The following is a 23,822-nucleotide window of genomic DNA, read 5'->3' as shown; positions in this document are numbered from 1 at the left end:
GCGCCCGCCCGGCAGATCGACGGCCTGCTGCACACCGCGCCATGGCAGGAGACGGCGGCCTGAGCGGCTCTCATCCCTCGCCCGACGCGCTCAGCAGCGCCTCCCGCCGGGCCTCCAACTCGCTGATCAGGCCTTCCTGCTCGTCGGCCATGTAGATCAGCTGTGAGCGCTCGACGCTGTCCGTGGGACCCAGATCGCCGAGCTGGTCGCGCAGGGCGGTGACCTCCGCGCGCAGACGCTCCAGGTCCGCCTCCACCTGCTGGAGTTCCTCATCCTTGCTCATCCGTTGTGCATACCCCGAGATCGCGATTCGACTCAAGACCCTTCCGCCGGGGCAGAGAGAGGATCATCGAGGGGGAAGGGAGAGAGCATGACGGAACGGCTGGTGGTGATCGGCGGAGACGCCGCGGGGCTGAGCGCGGCCTCCCAGGCGCGCAAGCGGCGCGGGCGGGAGGATCTGGAGATCGTCGTGTTCGAGCGGGGGCGGCACGCCTCCTACTCGGCCTGCGGCATCCCCTACCTGGTCAGCGGCGAGGTGTCCGACCCCGAGGATCTCGTGGCGCGGCGGCCGGAGGTCTTCCGCGACGAGATGGACATCGACCTGCGCCTGCGCAGCGAGGTCGTGGAGATCGACCTCGAGCGGCGGGCGGTCGCCGTACGCGCGCAGGACGGCGGGCTCCGCCGCGAGCCGTTCGACCAGCTGGTCGTGGCCACCGGCGCGGTGCCGAGCCGTCCCGACCTGCCCGGCGCCACCGCCGAGGGGGTGCACGGCGTGCAGACCCTGGACGACGGCATCGCGCTGCTGCGCGCCCTGGAGTCCCGCAGGCCGCGCCGCGCGGTGGTGATCGGCGGCGGGTACATCGGCCTGGAGATGGCCGAGGCCATGCTCAAGCGCGGGCTGGAGGTCACACTCATCGAGGCGGGGCCGCAGCCGATGGGCACGCTGGACCCGGACATGGGCGCCATGGTCGCCGACGCGCTGCGCGGGCTGGGGGCCGAGATCCACCTCGGGGAGCCGGTGGAGGAGCTGCACCACGAGGACGGCCGGGTCACCGCCGTGCGCACGGCGGACAGGACCGTCCCGGCCGACCTGGTCGTCCTCGGCCTCGGCACCCGTCCCAACAGCGCGCTCGCCCGGGAGGCGGGCATCGAGGTGGGACCGACCGGCGGCATCAGGACCGACCGGCGGATGCGCACCTCGGCCGAGGGCGTCTGGGCGGCCGGCGACTGCGTCGAGACCTTCCACCTGGTCTCGCGGCGCCCGGTGGCCATCGCACTCGGCACGCACGCCAACAAACAGGGACGGGCCGTGGGGATCAACATCGGCGGCGGGTACGCGAGCTTCCCCGGCGTCATCGGCACGGCCGTGTGCAAGGTCTGCGAATACGAGGTGGCCCGCACCGGCCTGACCACGGCCGAGGCGGCGCGGGCCGGGTTCGAGACGGTCGAGGAGTCGGTGGAGTCCACCACGCGCGCCGGCTACTACCCCGGCGCGATGCGGATGACGACCAAGGTGATCGCCGACCGTGCGACCGGCCGCCTGCTGGGCGCCCAGATCGTGGGCCGGGAGGGCGCCGCCAAACGGATCGACGCCCTGGCCGTCGCCATCTGGCACGAGATGACGGTGGCGGACATGACCGGCCTGGACCTGTCGTACGCGCCGCCCTTCGCCCCGGTGTGGGACCCCGTCCTGATCGCCGCCCGCAAGGCCGCCGAACGCCTCGAACCGGCGCGCACGCGGCCGTGACGGTCCCGGCGTGCGCGGGCCCGCCCGGGACCGCCGGGTCCGGGCGGCGCGGCCGGCCGTACCGCCCGGCTAGGCTCGGGGATCATGACGGTGCGCGTGGTGATCGCCGATGACGAGGACCTGATCCGGGCGGGGCTGCGGATCATCATCGGCTCCGAACCCGATCTGGCCGTGGTGGGCGAGGCCGCCGACGGGGCGGCGGTGGTGCCCGTGGTCCGCGAGCACCGGCCGGACGTGGTGCTCATGGACGTGCGCATGCCCGCGATGGACGGCCTGCAGGCCACTCGGCTGCTGGTCGCGCTGCCCGAGCCGCCCAAGATCGTCGTGGTGACCACCTTCGAGAACGACGACTACGTCTACGAGGCGCTGCGGGCCGGGGCCAGCGGCTTCCTGCTCAAGCGCACCCGGCCCGACGAGCTGGTCCAGGCCGTGCGCACCGTCGCCTCGGGCGACTCCCTGCTGTTCCCCGCGGCCATCCGCACCCTGGCGGCCCGGCGCGGTACGGCCTCCCGGGCGGTTCCCGGCATCGACCGGCTGACCTCGCGCGAGGGCGACGTTCTGCGCCTGATGGCCCGGGGGCTGTCCAACGGGGAGATCGCCGCCGAGCTGGTCGTCAGCCCGGAGACGGTCAAGACCCACGTCGGCAACGTGCTGGCCAAGCTGGAGGCGCGCGACCGCACCCAGGCCGTCATCGCCGCCTACGAGTCGGGCTTCGTCTCCGCCCGCTGAAACACCGGGGACACCGGGGACACCGGCGGATCCGGGTCCCGCGGGTCAGCCGGTCGTCACGTCGAAGGCGCGGCGGCAGCACCGCAGCGCCTCGCGCACCGCCGGACTCGGGCCCTCCCTCCAGATCAGCGCCAGCAGCGCGGGGTCGCGGGCGTCGGCGATGACCAGGGCGGTGAGCCGGTCCCGATAGCGCTCGGCCATCGACTCGCTGAGAACGGCCACCCCGAGTCCCCGCGCCGCCAGGTCGGCGATGGCGTCGGCGGCGCCGGCCTGCAGCGCGACGGCCGGCCGCAGGCCCCGGGCCGCGCAGGCCCGGTCGAAGACCGTCCGCAGCCCCGTGCCCCGGGGCATGCACACGATCGTCCGGCCCTCCAGCTCCCGCAGGGTGATCCGGTCCCGCTCCGTCAGGGGATGACCGGGCGGGACCGCGGCGACGAGGCGTTCGCTGATGATCGTCAGGGACTCCAGGCCCTCGGGGGCGGTCGCGGTGCCGACGAGCGCCAGGTCGACCTCGCCGCCGCGGACCTCCTCGACGAGCCGGTCGGAGGCGTCCTCCAGCAGCGTGAGCTCCACTCCGGGGTGCGCCGTGCGGAAGGCGGCCAGCGCGTCGAACAGCGGCGTGATCGTGCAGCCGGTCACCATCCCCACCGTCAGCCGTCCCCGGATGAGGCCGCTCACCTCCCCCACCGCCTGACCGAGCGCCCCGGTGGCGGCGAGCGCGGCGCGGGCGTGCCCGAGCGCCGCCTCACCGGCGGGGGTGAGGGTGGCCACGCGGGCCGAGCGGTCGAACAGCTCGGCGCCGAGCTCGCGTTCGAGACGGCGGATCTGCGCGCTGACGCCGGACTGACTGATGTGCACCCGCTCGGCCGCGCGGGTGAAGCTCCGCTCCTCGGCGACCGCGACGAAGTACTCCAGTTGCCGCAGTTCCATAACTGCTGATTCTAGCTTTGATCTGATCTATCTGTTGGACTTCTGGAAGAACGCCGAGCAGGCTGGAACGGAACCGAAAGAAGGGAGAGGTTCCATGACCGGATACGAGAAGGCCATGCGGCCCGAGGACATCACCCGCCTGTTCGTCGAGCGGTCCAACGCCGGCGACGCGGCGGGGGTCGCGGCGCTGTACGAGGAGGACGCGGTGATGGCCTATCCGCCGGGCAGTCAGACGGTGGGACGCGCCGCGATCCGGGAGCTGTGGGAGAAGGTGCCGGCCGGCCGGCCGCGCTTCGAACCGGAGACGCCGCTGCCGACGCTGGTCAGCGGGGATCTCGCCCTCACCTCGACGCCGCCCCGGGACGGGGCCGGGGCGCGGGCCCAGGTCGTACGGCGCCAGCCCGACGGGAGCTGGCTGCGCGTGCTGGACCAGCCGGAGTTCCTCAGGCCGGACGCCTGAGGACCGGTACGGCCTCACGGTTCCGGTACGGCCCGCGGCCCGGGACGGTCCCCGGGCCGCGGGCCCGGGACGGCTCACGTCCCGACGACGGCTCCGACGATCACCAGGATGAGCAGGGGCAGCCCCAGCGCGCCGGTCCAGATGATCGCCTTCCTGACCCGCATCATGAGCGCGGCGAGGAAGGCGATGAGCGTCAGCGCGAACGGCAGCGCGCTGAACAGGAGGACCGCCCGCCACACGCCCCGCGCCTCAGTGGGCAGCACCCGGTCCCCCTCCGGGGTCAGCACGGCGGGGAAGACCTCGCCCACCTCCACGTCCGGGACGGTGTCGACGACGATCGGCTGCCGCGACCGGTCGTCGAACACGAAGCGCGCCTCGCAGTCGTAGTTCGTGCGCTTCGACCGCCCGGTCCCCACCGTGTAGGGCTCGCATGACACGACGGTCGCGGTGCCCGGCGTGCCCGCGTCACCGAGCGCCGCCTCCAGCTCCGGCGTGACGGCCCCGACGACCATGACCACCAGCCAGACGAGCAGGGCCCCCGGAATGAGCAGGCACAGCGCCGTCCAGACGGTCATCCCGATCCCACGGCGCTCCGGCGGCGCCGCGGGCGCCCGCTCCGGTTCGCGCGTCATGGTCGTCCCCGGCGACCGGGTGACGGCGCCCTTGCGGGGGCGCCGCCGGGGCCGGTTGCCGGTCTTCCGCGTACGAGTCACGCCGACAATTGTGCACGTCGGCACTTGTGAACCGCCTGCGACCGGCTGAGACGGCCTCCGCACGCCCCCGGGCGCGGCGGCCGTCCCCGAAGGGAGCACCGGGCGGCCGTCCCGAGCCGGGTACCGCCCGCGGCCCGCGCGACCCCGGTCAGGCGGGGACGGCCACCCCGGCGGCGCGCAGGATCTGCGCCCCGGGCAGCACGGTGCTCTCGGCCACGCTCAGCCCGGAGGCGGCCAGGTGCGCGTCGACGATGCGCAGGCCCACGCCGTACCCCGCCATGTCCGGGATGCCGACGGGCTCCTGCCCGAACTTGCTCGCGGCCGTGTCGCCCAGCACGTAGGCCGGGGTGTTCATCATGCCGGTCCGCCCGGCGTCGGCGGTGATCTTCTCGTAGGCGCGGTCGAACGCCTCGCCGGTCACCATCGACGACCACGGGCCCATGGCCTGCGGGCCCGACAGCTCGCGGACGAACGCCTCGGCCAGCCCCTCGGCCACGATGTGCTCGCCGACCGTCACCGTCATCGGGTTCCACTCCACGTTGCAGTAGCGCACCTGGTGGTGGAACTCGTGCACCGCGCAGTGCGCGATGCGGCCGATGACCTCGTCGGCGGGCCAGGCCAGCAGGTACAGCCAGCCCGGCGAGCCGCCCATGCCGTAGTAACCTCCGGCGGTGTTCATCAGGTATTCCTCGTCGGGGTTGCCGAGCACGAACATGACCTGCAGGGTGTCCGGCCCCTTGATGTCCGGCACCGCCTCCGTCAGGCGCCGCCAGGCGGCCTGCACGGTGCGCTCGATCTGGCCGCGGACGTCCTCCTCGACCAGGCGGCGCAGCGCGGGCAGGTAGCGCTCGTCGTCGCGGTCGACCCGGAAGCCGCCGCCTCCGTGGTGCAGGTCGACGAGGTCACCGGGCATGGGGACGGCATCGCGCATCGGTGCCAACATGTCGCGCAGGGCGTCGGCGCGCCGTTCGACGGGAAGGTGCATCAGGTCCAGCATGACCTGCGGGGTGTCGTGAACGATGAGTTCCATGCGCACGAGGCTAGAAACTCACGTTACGTGAGGCTCAAGTCGTTTCCGGCCCCGTTCTTCCCGTCTTCTCCCGGGCCCGGCTTCCCCCGCCTCAGATCGCGCCGTCGGCGTCGTTCTCGCCCGGCTCCGGGCCGGGTGTGCCCGTGCCGCTCTCGGTGGGCGACGGCGAGGGGGTGGGCGTGTCCTGTCCCGGCGCGGGCGTCGTCGGAACGGGCGGCGGGGTGGGCACGAACTCCGTCTCCGGCAGCTGGGAGGGGAAGCGCCGGCTGTCGTCCTCCGGGCGGACCAGCATCCAGAGCATCATGGCCAGCAGCACCAGCAGGACGGTCAGCACCACCCCGGCGATGATCACCGACCTGCGCGTCTCGGTGGCCGGCGGGGCGCCCCTGGGCGGCGCGGGCAGCGCGGGCGTGCGATCGCCCACCCAGTGCGGCGCGAAGTCCGGGCCGTGCTGCTCACCGATCAGCGTGCCGCGCACCAGCACCGGCTCCAGGAACCGCTCGGCCCCGGCCCGGTCGGGCTCGTACGGCGTGGCGACCCACGGCGCGCTCCCGCCGCCCATCGCGAGCACGGGCGGGGCCGCGTCGGCCACCGCCGTACGGCCGCGCGCCGCCCTGCTCACCCACCCGCGGATCCCGCCCCGGGCGACGCCCGCCTCCTGGATGGCGGTGACGAAGCGGTCGCGGGCCGCGGGGTCCTGGGCGGCGCCCTTGGTCAGCACCGCCACCGAGACCGCCCGGCCGTCGGGCCCCTGTCCGAGATAGACCAGTCCGGCGGGCCCCACTCTCAGGCGTGCCTGCAGGACGAAAGGCCCGAGACGGGGCGGGTCACCGTACTGGAGCGGACTGGCCACGTCTGCCATGAAAGCACACGGAGGCGATCGCACTTCCTCCCCATGGGGTACTAACAGGAAATCCGGATCCGGCAAGCCGCCCCGAGCGGCGTCCCGTTTGGTGGAATATCTGCATGACCGTCGCCGAAGAACTGCCGAGCGAGACCGACGCGAGCCTGCTGCGCGAGGCCCTGTCGGAGGTCCGCCGCGTCATCGTGGGCCAGGAGCACATGGTGGAACGGCTGCTCGTCGCCCTGCTCGCCCGCGGCCACTGCCTGCTGGAGGGCGTGCCCGGAGTCGCCAAGACCCTGGCCGCCTCCACCCTGGCCACCGTGGTGGGCGGCACGTTCGCCCGCATCCAGTTCACCCCGGACCTGGTGCCCAGCGACATCGTGGGCACCAGGGTCTACCACCCCTCCCGCGAGGAGTTCGACGTCGAGCTCGGGCCGGTGTTCGTCAACTTCCTCCTCGCCGACGAGATCAACCGCGCGCCCGCCAAGGTGCAGTCGGCGCTGCTGGAGGTCATGGCCGAGCGCCAGGTGTCCCTGGCCGGCCAGACCCATCCGCTGCCCAGGCCGTTCATCGTGCTGGCCACGCAGAACCCGATCGAGTCCGAGGGCGTCTACCCGCTGCCCGAGGTCCAGCGCGACCGCTTCCTGTTCCGGGTCCGCGTGACCCACCCCAGCGCCCACGAGGAGCTGGAGATCCTGCACCGGATGAGCGTGGCGCCGCCCGCCCCGCGGCCGGTGCTCGACCCGCAGCGGCTGGCCGCCCTGCAGGACCTCGCCGACCAGGTCTCGGTGCACCAGCTCGTCGCCGACTACGTCGTCCGCCTGGTGATGGCCACCCGCTCCCCCGTCGAGTACGGCCTGTCCGACATGGACGAGATCATCGAGATCGGGGTCAGCCCCCGCGCCACGCTCGGCCTGGTGGCCGCCGGGCGCGGCCTGGCCCTGCTGCGGGGCCGCGACTACCTGCTCCCCGACGACATCCGCGACGTGGCCGTGGACGTGATGTCCCACCGGCTGATGCTCACCTTCGACGCCATCGCCGACGGGCTGGACCCCGACGAGGTGGTCCGCCGGATCCTCGCCGCCGTGCCGCCGCCCCTGGTGGTCTGGAACCAGGGTGTCCGGTGACCCCCGGTCCCCGCAACGACGGCGGGCGCGCGCGTGCCCCCGGGGCCGCGGCGCGCGGCGGCGCCCTGGGCACCGCCGAGCAGGCGCTCCGGCGCCTGGAGCTGACCGTCGTGCGGCGGCTGGACGGGCTGCTGCAGGGCTCCTACCAGGGCCTGCTGCCCGGGCCCGGCAGCGAGTTCGGCGACAGCCGGGTCTACGTCCCCGGCGAGGACGACATCCGCAGGATGGACTGGTCGGTGACCGCCCGCACGACCGTGCCCCACGTCAGGGACCTGATCGCCGACCGGGAGCTGGAGACCTGGGCGCTGGCCGACCTGTCGCCGAGCATGGACTTCGGCACCGCCGGCATGGAGAAGCGGGAGCTGGTGGTGGCCGCCATCGCCGCGATCGGGTTCCTGACCGGCCGGGCCGGCAACCGGTTCGGCGCCTACGTCCTGCACGACGAGTACATCCACCGGATGCCTGCCAGGGGCGGCCGCCCCGCCCTGTACGGCCTGCTCAACTCGCTGATGGCCGCGCCCCGCGGCCGTGCGGTGGCCGACGCCCCCGACCTCGCGGAGGGGATCGAGGTGCTGGCCTCGGCCCGGCGGCGGCGCGGCCTGCGGGTGATCGTCTCCGACTTCCTGGACGCCGAGCCCAACCTCGACCCCGGCCTGGAGCTGCCGTGGGAGCGGCCGATCCGCCGCCTGGCGGCCCGTCACCAGGTGCTGGCCGTCGAGGTGATCGACCCGCGTGAGCTGGAGCTGCCGGCCGTGGGCATGGTCGACCTGACCGATCCGGAGTCGGGCCGGGCCCGCCGGGTCCGTCTGACCCCCAAGGTCCGCGCGGCCTACGCCGAGGCGGCGGCCGCGCAACGGGAGATCACCCGGATGGCGCTGCGGCGCTGCGGCGTGGCGCACCTGGTGCTGCGCACCGACCGCGACTGGGTGTTCGACATCGCGCAGTTCGTGCTCAGGCAGCGTCACACGGCCCACATGGCGCACCGGCACCCGACGGCAGGAGCGAACAGGTGACCTTCCTCTCCCCGGCCTGGCTGTGGCTGTTCGCGCTGCTCGTGCTGCTCGTGGCCGGTTACGTGGCCGCCCAGTTCGCCCGGCGGCGCTACGCGGTGCGCTTCACCAACCTCCCGCTGCTGGACCTGGTGACCCCCTCGGGTCCCGGCTGGCGCCGGCACGTCACCCCGATCCTGTTCCTGCTGATGATGAGCCTGCTGGTCCTGGGCGCCGCCCGCCCGGCCGACTCGGTGCGGGTCCCCCGCGACCGGGCCACGATCATCGTCGCGCTGGACGTCTCGCTGTCGATGGAGGCCGCCGACGTCCCGCCCAACCGGCTCGCCGCGGCCAAGGACGCCGCCCAGAAGTTCGTCGCCGACCTGCCCGAGCGCTTCAACGTCGGCCTGGTGGCCTTCGCGCGCTCGGCCGGCGTCGTGGTCTCCCCGACCACCGACCACCAGGCCGTGATCACCTCGCTGCGCAACCTCAGCACCCGGGCCGGCACGGCCATCGGCGAGGCGGTGTTCAGCTCCATCGACTCGATCCGCTCCTTCGACCAGCAGGCCGTCACCGACCCGCCGCCCGCGGCGATCGTCCTGCTGTCCGACGGGGACAACACCTCGGGCCGCTCAGTGGCCGAGGCGGTCGAGTCGGCGGTGAGCGCCCGGGTCCCGGTCTCCACGATCGCCTACGGCACCCAGGAGGGCACCGTCTCCATCGACGGTCGCGACGTGAACGTCCCGGTGAACAAGGCCACCCTGCAGACCCTCTCGCAGGGCACCGGGGGCCGGGCCTACGAGGCCGAGTCGGGGACCGAGCTGCGCGCGGTCTACGAGCAGATCGGCACCTCGCTGGGCTACCGGACGGTCAACCAGGAGATCAGCCAGTGGTTCGTCCTGGCGGCGCTGCTGACCGGGCTGCTGGTCGCCGTCTCGGCGGGCCTGCTGGGCACCCGGCTTCCCTGAGCCCCGCCGGGGAGGCGACCGTCCCGGGCGGGGGACGACGGACGGGGCGTCCGGAGCGCGGCGCGGCAGGCGGGACAATGGGCACGTGGCACATTACTTCGAGGAGCGCCCCGAGACCGCCAGCCGTCCCGGCGCGGTCACGCTGGTCCTCCCCGACCTGCATCTGAAGCTGGAGACCGACAGCGGGGTGTTCTCCCCCGAGCGGGTCGACCAGGGCACGCGGATCCTGCTGGAGAGCGTCCCCCCTCCCCCGGCCGGGGGCGACCTGCTCGACCTGGGCTGCGGCTACGGGCCGATCGCGCTGACCATGGCCGCCAGGGCCCCGCAGGCGACGGTGTGGGCGGTCGACGTCAACCGGCGTTCGGTGGAGCTGTGCGCGAGGAATGCCCGGAGCGCCGGCCTTGACAAAGTAAGGTCAGTGCACGTCGACGAGGTCCCGCCCGACGTCAGGTTCCGGGCCATCTGGTCCAACCCCGCCATCCGCATCGGCAAGGCGGCCATGCACGACATGCTCACCCGCTGGCTGTCCCGGCTCACCCCGGACGGCGTCGCCCACCTGGTGGTCCAGAAGCACCTGGGGTCGGACTCCCTGCAGCGCTGGCTGAACGACCGGGGCTGGCCGACGACCCGCGCGGCCTCCCGCTCGTCCTACCGGATCCTGCAGGTGCGGGCGCGGGAGGCGGGCGAGGGGAGCCCGCAGGAGACCACGGGGAAGACGACGTGACGGGCGTCAGAACGGGCGCGGCGGGTGCCGCCGTACGGCGAGGCGATCGACGAGAGACGGGGAAGAAGCAGCGATGACCACCAACCCGCGCAGGCAGCTGCGGCCGACCGACGTCAAGCGGCTCAACCGCACCTGGCGCAGGAGCACCGAGGGCCGGCTGGCGCTGATCGTCGAGTCGGTCACCGGGCCGTTCAACATCGGCTCCATCTTCCGTACGGCCGCTGCCTTCGGGGTGGAGCGCGTCCGGCTGGCCGGCAACGCCACTCCCCCGACCAACCCCAAGGCCCAGAAGACCGCCCTGGGCACCGACCGGCTGGTCTCCTGGGAGGAACCGGTCCCGGTGGTGGAGGCCGTCCGGGCCTCCAGGGCCGAGGGGTTCCGGGTGGTGGCGGTGGAGCTGACCGGCGACGCCGTACCCCTGCACGCGGCCGACCTGACCGGTGACGTGTGCCTGGTGGTGGGCAGCGAGGACCACGGCTGCTCCCCGGCGCTGCTGGAGGCCGCCGACGCCGTCTGCTACATCCCCCAGGTCGGCCGGGTCGGGTCCTTCAACGTCGCGGTGGCCGCCGCCATCGCCGTGGCCGAGGTCCGCCGCCAGGAGTGGGCGGGCCTGGAGCCGGTCCACGCCCTGGACGGGGAGTGACCCCGCCCGCGGGACGGACCGGCCGGCCTCGCCGGGGCCGCGGCCCCGGCGGGCGAGGCCTCAGTCGCGGACGCGGGAGGAGCCGCCGCGGAAGAGCTTGGCCGCGAACATGACGACCACGGCCACCAGGCCGATGATCAGGGCCCACTTGAGCAGGCCGAACAGGAAGCCCAGCACCGAGCCGAGCAGCATGAAGGCGACTATCACGGCCGCCACGATCAGCAGAATTCGTCCCATGCCTCCACGGTAGGCGCCCGCGCGGCCGGGTGGCAGGGCGGCGGGCCGAAGTCAGGGACAAGCCAGGGTCGCCTCAGGGTCCACGCCCCGGCCTGAGGTGTCCGGGACGACCCGCGGCCCGGGATGGGACACGCCCGGGACGGGTCGTCCGCGGGCCGTTCACCCGGTCCTGCCCGCGAAGGTGATCGTGGCCGTGCCCGCCAGCCGGATCGACATGCCCGGCTGCAGAGTGAGGCCGGTGCCCGGCGGCAGGTTCACGAAGTCGGCGTTCTCGTCGAAGCGCACCGCGGTCCCGGTCTCGGAGTCGAGATCCTCGGCCACGACCCGCCACTCCTCGGGATACACGACCAGGTGCCGGGGGTCGGCGCCGGCGACCGGCACCGGCACGAACACGGGCAGTCGCTCCTCCCCCTCCTCCTGCGGCATCGGCTCCGTCTCGCCGGGATCGCCGCCGAAGACGTAGCCCCTGTCCAGCGGGAACCGCCGGCCGTCGTCGAGGACCAGCTCGCCCAGGCTGGGCCGTGACCGGGAGAAGTGGGTCAGGCTCCTGCCGAGGGGCGCGCCGCACACCATGCAGCCCGGCCGGCTCCCGTCGGTGAAGTGCCCGTTCTCACAGTGGACCCCGAACACCAGGGAGGCCGTCGGCCAGGACCCGTACCCGGGAGCGGATACGGGCTCCGGCGGAGGCGGGGATGGGGGCGGGGGTGGAGGCGGTGACGCGGTGCCGTATCCCGGAGGCGGGGCCGCCGGCCCGTGGCGGCCGGTCGTCCGGATCGGTCCCGTGACGGCCGGGTCGTCCGGTCCCGGCGCACGCGGCTCCCATGGGGACGGCTCCGGCGCACGCGGCTCCGGCGGGGACGGCTCCGGCGGCGCGGGAGGAGGCGGCAGCCGCGCGAGGTCCGCCAGCTCCACCGCCAGGTCGTACGGCGTCGCGTACCGCTCGGCGGGATCGAGCCGGGTGGCCTTGCGGATCACGGGCAGCAGCTCGGGCGGCACGCCGTCGAAGTCGAGCCGGTTGGTCGTGATCCGGGCGAACACCGTCTCCACCGAGTCGGCGCCGGCGGGCGGGCGCCCGGTGCAGGCGAAGGCCAGCACCAGGCCGAGGGCGTAGATGTCGGACCGGATGTCCTGGGTCCCCCCGGAGATCGCCTCCGGCGGCATGTACGCGGGGGTGCCGATGGGCATCTCGGTGATCAGGGTGGACTCGCTCTCCTGGTGGTGCTTGGCGATCCCGAAGTCGATGACGACCGGACCCCTGTCCGGGTTGACGATGATGTTGGAGGGCTTCAGGTCGAGGCGGTACAGTCCCCGCCCGAACATGTACTGGAGGATGTTCGCCAGCCGGAGCCCGAGGCCGGCCGCCCGTTCGGCGGGCATCGGCCCCTCGGTCTCGACGTGCTTTTGCAGGGTCGGCCCCTCGACCAGTTCCATCACCAGCGCGAAGCCGATCGCGGGGTCGTGCTGGAAGACGTCGAGGGTCCGGACGACACCGTCGTGGTCGAGCCGCCGCGACACCTCGACCTCCCGGCCGAAGCGCCACTCGGAGTCCGGGTCCAGCTTGTTGAGGACCTTCACCGCGACGTGCTCGCCGCGGCTGCGGTCCCACGCCCGGTACACCGTGCTCATCCCGCCGCGGCCGATCACCTGCACCAGGTCGTACCGGTCGCCGATCACCTTGATCACGCCCTCGGCCGAGGCGGGCTCGGCCGCCGCCCCCGCGGCCGTGGCCGTGGCCGGCACCAGCAGTTTGACCTCCAGGTTCGCCCGTTCCGTCTCGCTGTGCAGAGCCAGGCCGAGCAGGTCCTGCCGCATCTCGTCGGTGAGCGCGTAACTGGTCGGCTCGGTCGCCGGGTCCCGGCCGAGCATGGTGACCTCCGCCCCTGACTGCCGTACCACCCTGATGACCTCCTCCTCGGCCAGGTGCCCGAGCAGCCGGTCCAGCTCGGCGTGCGAGACGCCCAGCATGCGGTCGAACTGCCCGGCCCCGGCGGCCTGCAGGATGTCCTGGCCGGTGAACGCCTCGCCGTCGCTGCGCAGGATCCAGTCCACGATGTAGTAGGCCGACATGCGCCAGCGGTCCCTGTCGATCGGCACGGCCAGCAGCCGCTCCTTGCCGCTGGTCCGGTGGTACGCCTCGAGCACCGCCTCCATCCGCGCGTAGAAGTCCACCCGCTCCGCCTCGACGCCCTCCACGCGCAGGTACGGCTGCTCGTCCTCCCAGGCGACCAGCTCGCCGAACTCCTGCAGCAGCCGCCTGGGCACGCCTCTGGCCTTGAATCGCAGGTAGGCGCCGAGCCGCTCGAGCTCCCCGTCCTCGGGCGGCTCCTCCAGCAGGGCGGTGAGCAGCCGTTCCGGCGCGTCCCAGATGCACGGCACGTACATCCGCCAGGCGAAGACGCTCTCGTAGACGCTGTTGCCCCTGCTGATGTCCAGCACGGCGCGGTCGTGCAGGTCGGCTCCGGCCACGATGAGGAAGTGCACGCCGCGCATGGTCAGCACGTTCTTCAGCGTGCTGACCATCACCTCGAAGGCGGCCAGCCCTTCGGCGTCGCCGGTGAGCTTGTCCGCCTCGTCCAGCACGATCACCAGGTGGACCCGGCTGGCCGCGCGGCGCCGCCACCAGCCGCGGGTCGCGGGGATCTCGACGAGCGACACGATCCGGTCCAGGTCGTGCTCGACGTCGGTGTCGGCGTAGGTCAGGAACGAGGCCTCGGTCGCCAGCGACCGCGTGCGCCTGCGGGTGAGGTTCAGGCTGGGCGCGATGTAGCCGAGGGGACCGGCCAGCTTCCTGGCCGCCTCCCCCATGCCCAGGCCCAGGGCCGCGTTGACCTCGCTGGCGTCGGACTGGGTCTGCTTGAGCCCGTACGACGTGCGGATGTGGGCCAGCATGAGGGCGCGCTGCGCGGCCGGGGGGAGCTGCTCCAGGATGCCGCGGTCGTTCAGGGCCTCGTAGGTCCTGCGCACCACGGCGAACAGCAGGCGTTCCGGGGTGGTCGGCCGGGCCACGCTCAGCACGATGGGGACGGTGACCTCGCCCGGTTCGGCCCCGATCTCGGCGAGGGCGCGGCTGACGACCGTGCTCTTGCCGACGCCGCGGAACCCGGTGATCAGGAAGGTTCCGCCGCGGGACTTGCGCAGGCGCTGCTTGAGCTCGGCCACGAAGGTCTCGTTGCCGAGCATGGGGACGCCGCCCTCGTCCATGTGCAGCGGTTCGTGGATGTAGCGGAACGTTCTGCACAGACGCACATCACAGGCTTACCACCGGCGGAGGGAGCTGTCCCGCTCATCCGGCGATCCCGGATCCGGGCCGGGTACGGCACCGCCGCGGAGTTCGCCGGTGTCCGGGCCGGGTACGGCGCCGCGGCCCGTCTGCCGCAGGGCGCGGGCCACGGCCAGCGCGCCCGCCGCCCCCAGCACGACCGCCGCCGCGGCCGGGATCGCGGCGCCGGCCGCGCCGGTGAGCGCCGCGACGAGCAGGCACACCGCGGCCGAGGCCGCGCTCACCGTCCCGGTCCTGGCCAGCCAGGCGGCCAGGACAGGCGCCGGGATGCGGGCCGCGACCGGGATCTGGGCCGCGATGGCGGCCGCGCCGTGGTGCAGGTACAGCAGCAGGCCGATGACCAGACCCGCGGCCGGGGACGGGGCGTAGCCGTACACGACGGTGGTCACCAGCCAGGCCGCCACCGTGACGATCTGCGCCGGCAGCACCCATCCGCCCTCCGGCTCGGCCGCGGTCAGCAGTGCCAGCAGCCCCGCGAACAGCGGCATCACCAGCCCGGCGCGGTAGTCCGGCGGCATGGCGACCAGCGGGGCGGCCGTCCCCGTGACCCACACCAGCGCCCGCCAGGCCAGCGAGTGCACCATGAAGGTCATCGCCGCCCCCGCCTGCGCGCTCTCACGGGCCGGGCGTCTCACCGGATCACCGCCGTGACCCGGGCGGCCTCGCGCAGGACCGCGTCCAGGCTCCCCGAGCCGCGCCAGGCCTCCACGGGCACGCCGGCCTCGCGCAGGCGCCCGACGGTGTTGTCGCGCTCCAGGCGCCACAGGCGCTCGGCGAGCTCCGACCACTCGCCGCCGGAGCGCGGCGGCAGGCCCGGCGGCAGGGTGTCGACCGCCACCAGCGGGCGCCGTGCCCGGGCCAGCACGGCCAGGGCGGTGGCGCTGCGCGGGTCCAGCAGCGGGGTGAGCATGACGACCAGGGTGCTGGAGGAGAGCGTGCCCGCGGCCAGGATCCGGTCGCCGAGGAACTCGTGACCGCCGGGCATCGGCCGGGTCTCCGCCAGCCACGACAGCTGGAGCAGGTGGTGACGGCGCCCGGTGCCGGGCGGCAGCCGCCGCAGCCGGGGCCCGAACTCCACCAGGGACACCCGGTCGCCCTGGTGGGTGTAGTGCCCGGCGATCGAGGCGGCGGCCCGGACCGTGACGTCCAGCACGCTGGGACCGCCGCCGCCGTCGCCGCCCGCGTCGCGCAGCACGTCGAGGAGGATCACGATCTCGGCGTCGCGGTCGGGCTGGGTGGCGTTCACGTACGGCTCGCGGGCCCGCAGGGTGGTGCGCCAGTCGATGCGGCGCAACCGGTCGCCCGGCCGGTAGGGCCGCACCCCGGCCAGCTCTCCCCCGTCGCCGGGCCTGCGCGCGCGGTGGATCCCGGACATGCCGCCGGGGCGGGGCACCGGGGTCCTCGAGGAGTACGGCTCGGCGGCGGGCAGGACGCGCACGTTCCTCGGCGGCAGGACCCGCTCGGCCGCCTCCAGCAGCCCGTCGCACGCGAAGGCCCTGACGCGGACCGGCCCGAAGGCGTGCACGCCCCAGCGCGCCGCCATACCGGTCAACGGGACGGCGGCCGGCGGGCGCACCACCCTGGGGCGGGCGTCGTGGCCCAGCGAGGGGGCGGCCGTCAGGACGACGCAGACCGTGTCCGGGTCGCCGTCCAGCGTCACCGACGCGGTGACCGGGTCGGTCTCGGTGACGGTGTCCTCCTCCAGCCGCAGCCCGGCCCGCGGGACCCGCCGGGGGCGCGAGCGCAACGACAGCACCGTGCCCAGCGCGAAGGGGACCGCGACGACCACCAGGTCCACCCGCCCCAGGGCCACCGCCAGCAGGCACAGCCCCACCGCCAGGACGACGGCACGCCGGAACGCCGGGGTCGTCGTCCAGGTCCCGGCGGGGGCGGTCACGAGGGGGTCCCGGCGCGGGCGGGCGGGCGGTCACGGGCGGGGGCGGTCACGAGGGAATCCCGGTGCGGACAGCCGGGGACGGAGGCGGTCACGAGGGGGTCCCGGTGTAGGTGGGCAGGCGGCCGGAGTCGGGGACGGGGACGCGGGCGCAGATCTCCTCGACGATCGCGGCGGGGTCGACGCGGCGCAGCCACACCTCGGGGCGCAGGCTCAGGCGGTGCGAGAGCGCGGCCGGGGCGGCCTGCTTGACGTCCTCGGGGACGACGTAGTCGCGGCCGGCGAGGGCCGCGCGGGCGCGGGCGGTCAGCAGCAGGGCGAGCGAGCCGCGCGGGGAGGCGCCGACCTGGACCTGCGGGTGCTCGCGGGTGGCGGCGACGAGCTCGACGATGTAGCGGCCCACCGAGTCCTCCACCGCCACGTCCTCCAGCGCGCGCTGCATCTCCGTCAGCGTGGCGGCGTCGACCACGGGCTCCAGTACGGCCTCCTCGGTCCGGCGTGCCATACGCCTGCGCAGCATCGTCTGCTCCTCCTCCGCCGACGGGTAACCGAAGGAGACCCGCAGCAGGAACCGGTCGAGCTGGGCCTCGGGCAGCGGGTAGGTGCCCTCGTACTCGATGGGGTTGGCGGTGGCCAGCACGTGGAAGGGGGCCCGCAGCTCGTGGGTGACGCCCTCGACGCTGACCTGGCGTTCCTGCATGGCCTCCAGCAACGCCGCCTGGGTCTTGGGCGGGGTGCGGTTGATCTCGTCGGCGAGCAGCAGGTCGGTGAAGACGGGGCCGGGGCGGAAGACGAAGTCGCCGTCGCGCTGGTTGTACAGGTAGGACCCGGTGACGTCGGCCGGCAGCAGGTCGGGGGTGAACTGCAGCCGGGTGAAGTCCAGGCCCAGGGTCTGGGCGAAGCAGCGGGCGGTGAGGGTCTTGGCCAGTCCGGGGAAGTCCTCCAGCAGGACGTGGCCGCCCGCCAGGATCCCGGCCAGCACCAGCTCCAGCGCCTCGCGCTTGCCGACCACGACCGTGTTGACGCGGTCGAGCACCTCCCCGGCGCGCCTGCCGACCTCGGCCGGATCCATCCGTCACATCTCCTCAATACGCGCGACCAGGCGGGTCAGCTCGGTGCGGGTCGGGACCGTCCGCCACGGGACGGTGAGCAGGTCGTGCAGGTCGGGGCCGAGGATCTCCCTCGCGCGGGCCGGGTCGTGCGCGCCGTACCGCAGACGCAGGCGCTCGGCGGCCAGGTCGGCCAGCCGGGAGCGCACGAGCGCGTGATAGCGCTCGGGGTCGTCCCGGGCGGCGGCCAGACGCCGTTCCCACCAGCGGACCTCGATGAACGCGTGGTCGGCGGGCCAGGGCGTCTCCATCTCGGGCACCGTCGGCCGGGGCGCGCCGGAGGGGATCCGGCGCAGCAGGACGAAGGCCGTGATCCCGGCGGCCACCAGCACGGCGACGTGCCACAACAGGCCGCTCACGCATCCTCCTGCGTCGGCCGCGTTCGCCGCGCTGCCGTGTCCGGGGCTCGCCCGCTCACTGCCGCCAGCTCCGCGTCCACCCGGGTCAGCGCCCGCCTGGCCTGCTCCCGCAGGGAGTCGTCCACCTCGTGCGGGCTGTAGCGGGCGCGGCGGTAGGCCTGGGCCAGGCGGTCCAGCGCCCCCTGCCCCACCCGGTGCGCGGCCAGCAGCCGGGCGACCAGGTCGGCGGGGGTGTCGGCGGCGGTGCGCGGGGTGCCGGCCGCGGCGGCCGCGCGCTCCAGCCGGAGCCAGCAGGCGATCACGGCCCGGCGCGGGTCATCGTCGGTGTCGAGGCCGGCCAGCCCGGCGTGCAGCGCCCGGCGCACCTCCCGCCGGGTCTCCTGCGGCGGGGCCGCCTCCGCGGGTTCCTCCGGCTCGGGTTCCGGTCCGGGGTCCGGCGGCGCGGCGGGGCGCCCACGACCGGCGGCCCCGGCCCGCAGGACCAGTTTGATCATCATGACGACCATCGGCGCGGCGAGCAGGGCCGCGATCACGACCACGGTCCAGAAGGAGAACTCCCCCAGCGCCTCGACGCGGGTGAGGGACTCGCCCCTCTCCCGGGCGCCGGCGGGGAGCGGATCGGCGGGCCCGAGGTCCAGGCCGAGATCGAACCCTCCCGGCCCGAACCCCTCACCGCGGCCGATAGAGGCCGCGGCGAGGGCGGCCGCGAGCAGCCCGGCGACGGCGAGCGCGGGTGGCGCCCACCCGCGCCGTCGTTGTGTCACCGTGCCCTCCGAGCGGCGCATGTCGCGGTCACTACACCAGCGTGCCCGGCACGCCGTCAAGCCCGCTCAGCCGAGGGCCGGACGGCCGCCGACCAGCGGCAGGACCACCGAGCTGTCGCCGGGCTCGACCGAGACGTCCGTCCCGGCGGGCAGGCGCAGGGTGAAGTCGCGGTCGGTGGACAGCAGCACGACGCCGATGCGGTGACCGGCCTTGACGACGTAGTCACTGGGCTGCAGGTCGAAGTCGAAGTCGTAGAACCGTCCCTCGCGCAGCAGCTCGGTGCGGGCCGCCGAGTGCCGGTTGCGCACGTCCAGCCACCCCCGAGTGATGATCTTGAAGGAGGCGGTCCGCGTGACGTGCTCGGCCAGCCGGGCACAGCCGGTGTCGCCCGGGACGCCCTGGCCGTAGCAGACCGGTTCGGTACCGTAGACGACCTGGCCGTAGGCGCGGGCGTCGGTCCCGTAGTCGACCAGCAGCGCCGTCAGGTACGGCGAGCGGCCGTTCTCGAAGGCCGCCCTGACCGAGACCTCCGGGGTGCCGGACAGGCGGACGTCCCTGGCCAGCGGGGCCGACAGGTAGGCCAGCCGGTTGGGATCGGTGGCCGTGACGTTCTCGGCGAGCTGCTCGGCGGTGCGCGCGCTCTGGTCGACGAACGACTCCACCGCGCGGCCGCGGCCGCGCTCGAGGCCCAGCGTGCCGTTCTGGCCGCCGGAGCCGGCGCTCATGCGCAGGCGGACGTCGCGGGTGCCGGGCAGCGGCCAGGTGGCGTGCTGGGCCCACTGGCCGGGGCCGTACTCCACGTCGGCCTGCGGCTCGTCCAGGATGCCGTTGCGCAGGCCGTACAGGTGGTAGTCGAACCAGCGGTGCAGCTGGCGCAGCCACTCGGCGTTGCGCTGGGCGAAGTTGAACGGGTTGAAGTGGGCGCCCTGGTGCAGCCAGATCTTGCGGGCCACGCCCCGCTCGCCCAGCGCGTTCCACCACTGGGCGGCCTGCTTGGTCTTGACGTTCCAGTCGTTGAGGCCGTGCACCAGGAACACCCCGGCCCGGACCTTGCGCGCGTCGGGCAGGTAGTTTCGCTCGTGCCAGAAACGGGAGTAGTCACCGGTGACGCGGTCCTGGTCGCGCTCGATGGCGTCCATCAGGGCGCCGCAGACCTCCTGGCCGTTCTCCCTGGTCAGGACGTAGCGGGCGAGCACGTCGGCGTCCTCTCCCTGGAACCCGCCGGGGGCCAGGACGCCGCCGTTGGCACGGTAGTAGTCGTACCAGGAGGAGATGGCCGCGATCGGCACGATCGCCTTCAGGCCCTTGACCCCGGTCGCGGCCACGGCGTTGGGCAGGGTGCCGTTGTAGGAGACGCCGATCATGCCGACGTTCCCGGTGGACCAGTCGGCCCTGATCTCGTTGCCGGCCGCGTCGAAGCCCTTCGCGCGGCCGTTGAGCCAGTCGATGGCGGCCTTGGGCCCGGCGGTCTCGTTGGGCAGGCCGGTGGTCGGGCAGCCGGTGGCGCGGCCCGAGCCGATGTTCTCCACCAGCGCGATGGCGTAGCCGCGCGGCACGAAGTAGTTGTCGTAGTACCCCCGGAAGGGCGGGGCGATCGCGCGGGCGGCCGACGGGTCCCCGTCCCGGCCGAACATGTCCTGCTGCAGGTCCCTGAACTTGTTGCGGCGGTACTCCATGCCCGCGGGGTCGGAGCCGTCGAGGTCGACGACGTGGTTGTCCACGTCGTTGCCGCCCGCGTAGTAGGGGCTGGCCTCCATGATGACCGGGACCTTCAGTCCGGAGGCGGTCTCCTTGGGCCGCATGATGTCGACGGCGACCCGGTCGGGACGGCCGTCGGCGTCGCTGTCGACCCCGGCCACCTCGACGAAGACGGTCTCGGTCAGGGCGTCGGCCCGGGAGTAGACCGGCTGGGTCTCCTGGTCCCGGATCGGCTCGGGTGCCTGCGCGGGTGGCGCGGGCGTGGGAGAGGCGGCGGCGGTGGCCGCCGGGAACGCGCCGGTGGGCACGGCGACCGCCAGCGCGAGGAGGACGGTCTTCCATCTGTTCATCGAGGGGTGCTCCGGAAGGTCGATGGAAAAATCTGACACCTGCGGTCAATGTCCTTCCGTCAGATCTTCTCCCGCAAGATCCAAGATGTAACGAATTGACGGTTCACCCGGCGTGCCGCGAACGATCCGCGGGGCGGCCGGAGATGACCCACGGGCGCGGAAAACCCGTACCGGTCGTGACCGCCGTGCTGGCAGGGTGAACGGGTGGAAAGGAACGACGGGCACGAGGAGACGCGCTTCGTCCCCGACCGGCTGATCCTGTCGGTGGTGGTCGGCTCGCGCGCCTACGGGCTGCAGACCGCGGACTCCGACGTCGACCGGCGCGGGGTCTTCGCCGCGCCGACCCCGATGTTCTGGCGGCTGACCAAGCCGCCGACCCATGTCGAGGGGCCGCTCCCCGAGCAGTTCTCCTGGGAGGTCGAGCGTTTCTGCGCGCTGGCGCTGGAGGCCAACCCGACGGTCCTGGAGTGCCTGTGGTCGCCGATCGCCGAGCACCTCACCCCGCAGGGCGAGGACCTCGTGGCGATCCGGCGGGCCTTCCTGTCCCGGCGCGCCCAGCAGACCTTCACCGGCTACGCCGAGTCCCAGTTCCGCCGCCTGGATCCCGAGCGGCCCAGGTGGAAGCAGGCCATGCACATGATCAGGCTTCTGATCAGCGGGCTGCACCTGGCCCGCGAGGGCGAGCCTCTGGTGCGGATGGACGAGCACCGCGACCGGCTGCTGGCCGTACGGCGGGGCGAGGTGCCCTGGGGGGAGGTGACCCGCTGGCAGGCGGAGCTGACCGAGGCCGTACGGGGCGTCGGCGAGACGGGCGCCCTGCCCGCCGCCCCCGACCGGCGGACCGTCGACGACTATCTGACCGGTGTGCGCAAAGCCTTCCTGTGACGCGATCGTCCCCGGCGAGCACGCGAAGGCCGGCCGGCGACGGGCTTGCCCCTGATCCTCGCCGAGAGCCCGCTGCCCGTGCCGCAGCCCGGGGACACGCTGTTCGGCCCGGTCGTCGGCGAGGTCGTCACGGCGCCGGAGGGCTCACTTCAGCTTGAACTTCTGGCTGGCCAGGCCGTTGAGGACCTGCGACTCCAGGAGGGTGCCGCTGAGCGGGGAGCCGTTCCTGATGCCCACACAGGCCGGTCTTGGCGTTGACGAGCTGCGGGACGGCACCGCCGGGAGCGAAGCGCGGCTCCCACTTCTGGGTCTGCAGGCTGACGTCCGGCTCCTGGGTCACCCTGATGCCGGCGGCTCCCGGCGACGGCGGGAGGCCGGATGAGGGCCATGCGCAGTCCGGCGGCCTGCGAGACGTGCTACTGAGGTGGCGCCGCCCTTCCGCACAGAAAGACACATATACGCGCAATCAGCCGAACTACCGAAAATTGAGAATTAAAGGGAATCGTCAAGGCCCGGTAGGTCCGCAACAGCTTGATCGGTTATCGGCGGCGCTCCGGTAGGGTTCTGGTCCCGTGTGCCGGTCGGTGCCCGTGCTGCAGGGGATTCCGGCGGGGTGCCGTGTGACCGGACCGTGCGACCGATACGGAGGATGACGTGTCCCTGCTCGTGTACGCCGACCGGGCTCCGAGCACCACACGGCAGCCGCGGTGGTCACGGATGTGGAACCACGCGATCACGGTGGCGGCGGCGGGCGTGACGGCCTACGCCGGGTGGCAGAACCGCTGGATCAGCGACGACGGCCTGATCGCGGTGCGCACGGTCCAGCAGCTGCTGGAGGGCAACGGGCCGGTCTTCAACATCGGCGAGCGGGTCGAGGCCAACACCAGTACGGCGTGGACCTATCTGGTCGCGCTGGTCTCCTGGGTGAGCCGGGGGGACGTGGCCTTCGTCTCGGTGCTGCTCGGCCTGGCGTGCACGGCCGGCGCGGTGGCGTTCGCCGTGGCCGGCACCGCGCTCCTGCGCGGCGGCTCGCGGCCGCTGCTGCCGGCCGGGGTGCTGGTCCTGCTCGCGCTGCCGCCGTTCTGGGACTTCGCGACCTCCGGCCTGGAGACTGGACTGGTCTTCCTGTGGACGGGTGCGTCCTGGTGGCTGCTGGTCCGGGCGGCCGCGGGCGGCCCGACGCTGCCCCTGGTGGTCGTCCTGGGCCTGGCACCTCTGGTCCGGCCGGAGCTGGCCCTGGTCTATCCGGTCTTCTTCGGCGCGCTGCTCGTCCTGCGGTGGCCGGGACGGCTGGCCGCCGCCCGCTGGTTCGCGGTCTCCCTCGCGCTGCCGGTCGCCTACCAGATCTTCCGGATGGGCTACTACGGGCTCCTGGTGCCCAACACCGCCCTGGCCAAGGAGGCCGGCGAGAGCCGGTGGGCGCGCGGCCTGCTGTACGCCGGGGACACCGTCTGGACCTACCAGCTCGTCGGCCCCCTGCTGGCGGTCATCCCGCTGTCGCTGTGGGCCTGCCGCACGCGCCGCGACCTCGTCGTGTCGGCGGCCCCGATCCTGGCCGGGATCCTGATGCTGCTGTACGTCCTGCGGGTCGGCGGCGACTTCATGCACGGCCGGATGATGCTGCCGGTCCTGCTGCTCCTGCTGCTGCCCGCCATGGTCCTGCCGTTGCACCTGGTCACCGCGCTCGCCTGCGCGACCGTGGCGCTGTGGGCCGTGCCCTGCGCCATAGCGCTGCGCGTGCCGTACGAGCAGGCCGTCGGGCCGGACGGGATCTCCGACGAGCGCGGCTTCTACGTGCACCGGACCCAGGACCCGCATCCGGTCACCGCCGAGCCCTACGTCCGCGCCGCCGCGGATCCGCTGCGGACGGGAGGCGCCACCGGCCTGCACGTGCCGGGCGCGCCACCGGTGCCGCTGCGCGCCGACCGGCCCGCGCGCCTGGCGGTCGCGGGCGACGTCCTGGGCACGCTGGGCGCGTCCTTCCCGCTGGACGTCCTCGTCATCGACCGGCTCGGCCTGGCCAACCCCCTCGGCAGCCACATGGCGCCGGCGTGCGGACGCCGGGTCGGGCACGAGAAACCGCTGCCCGACGAGTACGTCTTCGCCGACCACATGGACCCGGGAACGCCGCTGACGGACGAGCGGCTCCGGACCGAGGTGGGCCGGATCAGGGACCAGCTAGCCACCGCCCCCTTCCAGGACCTGCTCCAGGCCGCCAGGGCTCCGATGACCCCCGGCCGGTTCTGGGACAACCTGGTCGGCTCCCCCGCACGCACGGCCCTGCGCTTCCCCACCGCCAACGCCCCCTGCCCGTCATGACCCCGTACCCCGGACCGCCCGG

General features: G+C 73.8%; 23 protein-coding genes. 10 read left to right on the top strand and 13 right to left on the bottom strand.

The window, feature by feature from the left end:
• Positions 1-70: 70 nt before the first annotated feature.
• Entirely contained in the window at positions 71-283 is a 213-nt protein-coding gene (locus Psi01_RS32605; RefSeq protein ID WP_204067973.1) for a hypothetical protein, read from the bottom strand.
• A gap of 87 nt (positions 284-370) precedes the next feature.
• Between Psi01_RS32605 and Psi01_RS32600 the strand changes: the two genes are divergently transcribed.
• Both Psi01_RS32600 and Psi01_RS32595 read left to right on the top strand, forming a co-directional pair.
• Positions 371-1,747, top strand: a complete 1,377-nt coding sequence (locus Psi01_RS32600) for an FAD-dependent oxidoreductase (RefSeq protein ID WP_204067972.1) — start codon at positions 371-373, stop codon at positions 1,745-1,747.
• Positions 1,748-1,831: 84 nt separating this feature from the next.
• Positions 1,832-2,476 (top strand): response regulator, encoded by a 645-nt coding sequence (locus Psi01_RS32595; protein ID WP_204067971.1) that lies wholly within the window; start codon positions 1,832-1,834, stop codon positions 2,474-2,476.
• 45 nt (positions 2,477-2,521) lie between these two features.
• Here the strand turns inward: Psi01_RS32595 and Psi01_RS32590 are convergent, their stop codons facing one another.
• Entirely contained in the window at positions 2,522-3,406 is an 885-nt protein-coding gene (locus tag Psi01_RS32590; RefSeq protein ID WP_204067970.1) for a LysR family transcriptional regulator, read from the bottom strand.
• A 94-nt stretch (positions 3,407-3,500) separates the two neighbouring features.
• Between Psi01_RS32590 and Psi01_RS32585 the strand changes: the two genes are divergently transcribed.
• Complete coding sequence (locus Psi01_RS32585; protein ID WP_204067969.1) at positions 3,501-3,866, top strand: YybH family protein; 366 nt, start codon at positions 3,501-3,503, stop codon at positions 3,864-3,866.
• A gap of 74 nt (positions 3,867-3,940) precedes the next feature.
• Here the strand turns inward: Psi01_RS32585 and Psi01_RS32580 are convergent, their stop codons facing one another.
• The 3 genes from Psi01_RS32580 to Psi01_RS32570 all read right to left on the bottom strand — a co-directional run bounded on the left by Psi01_RS32580 (position 3,941) and on the right by Psi01_RS32570 (position 6,471).
• Positions 3,941-4,579, bottom strand: coding sequence for a hypothetical protein (locus tag Psi01_RS32580; RefSeq protein WP_204067968.1), 639 nt, complete (start codon positions 4,577-4,579; stop codon positions 3,941-3,943).
• A 148-nt stretch (positions 4,580-4,727) separates the two neighbouring features.
• Positions 4,728-5,609 (bottom strand): DUF2268 domain-containing putative Zn-dependent protease, encoded by an 882-nt coding sequence (locus tag Psi01_RS32575; RefSeq protein WP_204067967.1) that lies wholly within the window; start codon positions 5,607-5,609, stop codon positions 4,728-4,730.
• Positions 5,610-5,700: 91 nt separating this feature from the next.
• Positions 5,701-6,471, bottom strand: a complete 771-nt coding sequence (locus tag Psi01_RS32570; protein ID WP_204067966.1) for a hypothetical protein — start codon at positions 6,469-6,471, stop codon at positions 5,701-5,703.
• Between the two features lie 104 nt (positions 6,472-6,575).
• Here Psi01_RS32570 and Psi01_RS32565 point away from each other — a divergent pair, with 104 nt between their 5' ends.
• From Psi01_RS32565 to Psi01_RS32545, 5 genes are all read left to right on the top strand, one after another.
• A complete protein-coding gene (locus Psi01_RS32565) occupies positions 6,576-7,580 on the top strand; it encodes an AAA family ATPase (protein ID WP_204067965.1) in 1,005 nt (334 codons plus the stop codon).
• A gap of 65 nt (positions 7,581-7,645) precedes the next feature.
• A complete protein-coding gene (locus tag Psi01_RS32560) occupies positions 7,646-8,593 on the top strand; it encodes a DUF58 domain-containing protein (protein WP_204067987.1) in 948 nt (315 codons plus the stop codon).
• A complete protein-coding gene (locus Psi01_RS32555; protein ID WP_204067964.1) occupies positions 8,590-9,537 on the top strand; it encodes a VWA domain-containing protein in 948 nt (315 codons plus the stop codon). Before Psi01_RS32560 ends, Psi01_RS32555 begins: the two co-directional genes overlap by 4 nt.
• An 85-nt stretch (positions 9,538-9,622) precedes the next feature.
• On the top strand, positions 9,623-10,261 hold the full coding sequence (locus tag Psi01_RS32550) for a class I SAM-dependent methyltransferase (protein WP_204067963.1): 639 nt from the start codon (positions 9,623-9,625) through the stop codon (positions 10,259-10,261).
• 73 nt (positions 10,262-10,334) lie between these two features.
• Positions 10,335-10,904, top strand: a complete 570-nt coding sequence (locus Psi01_RS32545) for a TrmH family RNA methyltransferase (protein ID WP_204067962.1) — start codon at positions 10,335-10,337, stop codon at positions 10,902-10,904.
• Between the two features lie 60 nt (positions 10,905-10,964).
• On the opposite strand, the gene Psi01_RS32540 is transcribed toward Psi01_RS32545, so the two are convergent.
• From Psi01_RS32540 to Psi01_RS32505, 8 genes are all read right to left on the bottom strand, one after another.
• Positions 10,965-11,141, bottom strand: a complete 177-nt coding sequence (locus Psi01_RS32540) for a hypothetical protein (protein WP_204067961.1) — start codon at positions 11,139-11,141, stop codon at positions 10,965-10,967.
• Positions 11,142-11,300: 159 nt separating this feature from the next.
• Entirely contained in the window at positions 11,301-14,387 is a 3,087-nt protein-coding gene (locus Psi01_RS32535) for a protein kinase domain-containing protein (protein ID WP_204067960.1), read from the bottom strand.
• 9 nt (positions 14,388-14,396) lie between these two features.
• Positions 14,397-15,056 (bottom strand): hypothetical protein, encoded by a 660-nt coding sequence (locus Psi01_RS32530; RefSeq protein WP_204067959.1) that lies wholly within the window; start codon positions 15,054-15,056, stop codon positions 14,397-14,399.
• Complete coding sequence (locus tag Psi01_RS32525) at positions 15,053-16,318, bottom strand: DUF58 domain-containing protein (RefSeq protein WP_204067958.1); 1,266 nt, start codon at positions 16,316-16,318, stop codon at positions 15,053-15,055. Before Psi01_RS32525 ends, Psi01_RS32530 begins: the two co-directional genes overlap by 4 nt.
• A gap of 88 nt (positions 16,319-16,406) precedes the next feature.
• The gene (locus Psi01_RS32520; RefSeq protein ID WP_204067957.1) at positions 16,407-17,387 is read right to left on the bottom strand and encodes an AAA family ATPase; all 981 of its coding nucleotides are present in this window, start codon (positions 17,385-17,387) and stop codon (positions 16,407-16,409) included.
• Positions 17,388-17,390: 3 nt separating this feature from the next.
• A complete protein-coding gene (locus Psi01_RS32515) occupies positions 17,391-17,783 on the bottom strand; it encodes a hypothetical protein (RefSeq protein ID WP_204067956.1) in 393 nt (130 codons plus the stop codon).
• The gene (locus Psi01_RS32510; RefSeq protein ID WP_204067955.1) at positions 17,780-18,547 is read right to left on the bottom strand and encodes a DUF4129 domain-containing protein; all 768 of its coding nucleotides are present in this window, start codon (positions 18,545-18,547) and stop codon (positions 17,780-17,782) included. The genes Psi01_RS32515 and Psi01_RS32510 overlap by 4 nt, the downstream gene beginning before the upstream one ends.
• 66 nt (positions 18,548-18,613) lie before the next feature.
• Positions 18,614-20,596, bottom strand: coding sequence for a Xaa-Pro dipeptidyl-peptidase (locus tag Psi01_RS32505; protein ID WP_204067954.1), 1,983 nt, complete (start codon positions 20,594-20,596; stop codon positions 18,614-18,616).
• A 204-nt stretch (positions 20,597-20,800) separates the two neighbouring features.
• Between Psi01_RS32505 and Psi01_RS32500 the strand changes: the two genes are divergently transcribed.
• Positions 20,801-21,481 (top strand): nucleotidyltransferase domain-containing protein, encoded by a 681-nt coding sequence (locus tag Psi01_RS32500; RefSeq protein WP_204067953.1) that lies wholly within the window; start codon positions 20,801-20,803, stop codon positions 21,479-21,481.
• A gap of 654 nt (positions 21,482-22,135) precedes the next feature.
• The gene (locus tag Psi01_RS32495; RefSeq protein WP_204067952.1) at positions 22,136-23,800 is read left to right on the top strand and encodes an arabinofuranosyltransferase AftB family protein; all 1,665 of its coding nucleotides are present in this window, start codon (positions 22,136-22,138) and stop codon (positions 23,798-23,800) included.
• The last annotated feature ends 22 nt before the right edge of the window (positions 23,801-23,822 follow it).

Origin of the sequence: Paraplanobispora siamensis, assembly GCF_016863175.1 — a bacterium.
Lineage (GTDB): Bacteria > Actinomycetota > Actinomycetes > Streptosporangiales > Streptosporangiaceae > Planobispora > Planobispora siamensis.
This window is presented reverse-complemented; position numbering and strand designations above follow the sequence as displayed.